Annotated in this window: 1 protein-coding gene; it reads left to right on the plus strand. The window is 69.7% G+C overall.

Going from position 1 to position 2,547, the window contains the following annotated elements; all coding sequences use genetic code 11:
• Window positions 1-102 precede the first annotated feature (102 nt).
• The gene (locus ACFU53_RS38435) at window positions 103-2,274 is read left to right on the plus strand and encodes a TerD family protein (protein WP_384003635.1); all 2,172 of its coding nucleotides are present in this window, start codon (window positions 103-105) and stop codon (window positions 2,272-2,274) included.
• The last annotated feature ends 273 nt before the right edge of the window (window positions 2,275-2,547 follow it).

Raw genomic sequence — 2,547 nt, forward strand, 5'->3', positions numbered from 1 at the left:
GCCGGAGGCATCCGCGCAGGTGTAGCAGGACACATGCGAGGCCGGGCGGCGTACGGAAAAACTCCCGTGCGCCGGTTCGCACACCTCTGCGATCATCCCGGAATGACGCAGAGTCTCGAATCGCTGGTCATCCGGCACACCCACCGCCTTCCCGTCCCCAAGGGGTCCGTCGGCGAAGGCACCGCCGCCGCGCGGCAGTTCGATGCCGCTCTCATGGACGAGGGCTTCAAGCTCTCGGCGGAGCTGCTGGAGCGGCTGTCGGGGCTGTCCGAGACCGCGGTCGTGCACACCGCCAGGCGGACGCTGCGGACCGTGAGCGAGATGGTGGGCGACCACGTCCGCCACAACTCCTACTTCATCGACTTCCCTGCGCACGTGCCGGACACCGAAGAGTTCTGGATGCGATGCGTGGCGAAGGCCCTCGGCGACGAGAAGTCGCGCGAGAACGTGCTGACACAGCTGGCGAACGGGGTGCTGGACCTGCTCAGCCTCCCCACGTACGGCCGCTACCAGCACACCTACGAGGAGATGCTCGCGGCGCAGGACGAGCTGATCGCCTCGGCGGGCGACCGGGTGACCGTACTGCACCTCGGGCGGGACCTGGACGACGAACTCACCGGCCTGTACCTGTCTCTGGCGGGCAGCACGACCCCGCTGGGCGAGGACCACCTGCGTGACCTCAAGGTGCTCGCCGAGCGGTGCGCGCTCGGCGCCCAGCCGGAGGCGATCCCGGTCCGGGAGAACCGGGCGGTCGTCAACGAGGCCCGCCTCGGCGTCGGGGCGGACCTTCTGCTCGACACCGTCACCGATGTGCTGCGGCTGGCCTGCGCGCTGTCGGGCGGCGACGTGACGCTTCAGGAGCCGACCCGGTTCCGGGCGCTGTCGCGGCCGGTGCGCCGGGGGCTGCTCGCGGGCCTCGACGCCGTGGTCGCGGCGAACCCCGCGAAGCTCGCCGATGTGCACGCGCACCGGGAGCCGTTCAAGCGGCTCGGTGAGCGGCTCCACCCGCACGAGTACCCGCGCTGGCCGCACGCCGCCGATGTGTTCGCCGTCGCACGGGGCGAGAAGGAGGCGCGGTCCTTCGACAGCCGGGTCGAGAAGCTGCTCGGCGAGTTCGACGTGCCCGGTGCCGTGAAGCTGCTGTCGTCCGCTCCCGGCAAGCTGTTTCGCGCCCTGGACCTCCTGCTGCGCATCGCCGCCGACCAGGAGGAGCGGGACGCGGTGGTGGCCGCCGCGGTGCGGGTCGCACCGGGGGTCTCCGGCCGGGTCGTGCTCTCGGTCCGCGAGCACTTCCACAACCGGGAGCGGGAGAGCGACGAGCCCCGCATCTTCGTCAACCGCCGGGGCCGTGCCTGGGTGACCCCCGACTTCCGGCGGCCGGTACCGGCGGCCGACCGCGACCGTCTGATCGCCGCCCTCGACGCCGAGATCCGCCGTCGGCTCCCGACGCCGGGGCGGCTGCTGCTCGACCCCGACGTCCTCGACGTGGCGCTCCCGCTCAGCGGCAGGGCGACCTCGGCCGGGCTCGGCGTGCTGCCGCGAGGTTCGGTCTCGCCGGTCGAGGGCGAACAGCTGCGCTTCTTCGTGTACTGGAAGCAGACCCGGGAGCGGACCGACTACGACCTCTCGGCGCTGCTTCTCCACTCCGACTACAGCACCGACGAGTGGCTCTCCTACACATCCCTCACGGCTGTCGGGGGCGAGCACTCGGGAGATGTCACCGAGGCGCCGGACGGGGCGTCGGAATTCATCGACCTGTCCCTGGACCGGGTGCGCAGCCCATTCATCGTTCCGCAGGTCAACATCTATTCCGGCGAGGGCTTCGAGGAGGTCGAGGAGTCGTTCTTCGGCTTCATGCTGCGCGACGGTGAGCAGAAGGGCCGGCCGTTCGAGCCGCGCACGGTGCGGATGAAGTCGGAGCTGCGCGGAGTGGGTCGGGTGGCGCTGCCGCTGGTGTTCCGGCGCGACGACGACGGCCGGTGGCGCGCGAAGTGGCTGCACCTGTATCTGAAGGGCATCTCGGAGGCCAACCGGGTCGAGGAGAACCAGGTGTCGGTGTCCAAGGTGGTGCGGGCCGTCGTGGAGCGCGAGCAGCTGACGGTGGGGTACCTGATCGGCCTGATGTCCGGTGACACCACGGCCGTGGACCTGTGGGACGGCGAGCCGGTCCCGGACGAACCCGTGACGTACATCGGTCTCGGACGTCCCGAGGGGCTGCACCCGGACTCCCGGATCATCACCCTCGAAAATCTGCGCGACCTGATCCCGGGCTGAGTGCTAGCGTTGCCCACGGCGAGGCCATGAAGGGGCTTCCTTCTCATTCACTCCAAATGAACTCAAGTCCTTTCGCTCTCCTCGCCCTCGACTTCCACCGGGAGGCGCCCGCGCGGCGCCTCCCGGTTTTCGTGTGCGCCGACGGCCCAACACCCCGAAAAATCGGCATGACTTGGTCCCGATACGGCTGGTAGCGTTGCTCGCGGTGAGGCCATGAAAGGGCTTCCTTCTCCTCCGCCGCGAAAGCGGCTTATATGCGACGAGTCTTTTCGC

This window comes from Streptomyces sp. NPDC057474 (assembly GCF_042802555.1).
GTDB lineage: Bacteria > Actinomycetota > Actinomycetes > Streptomycetales > Streptomycetaceae > Streptomyces.

What these genes read in the sequence shown, in the direction of transcription:
- ACFU53_RS38435 (WP_384003635.1), top strand. Translation starts at nt 103, where the DNA reads ATGACGCAGAGTCTCGAATCGCTGGTCATCCGGCACACCCACCGCCTT.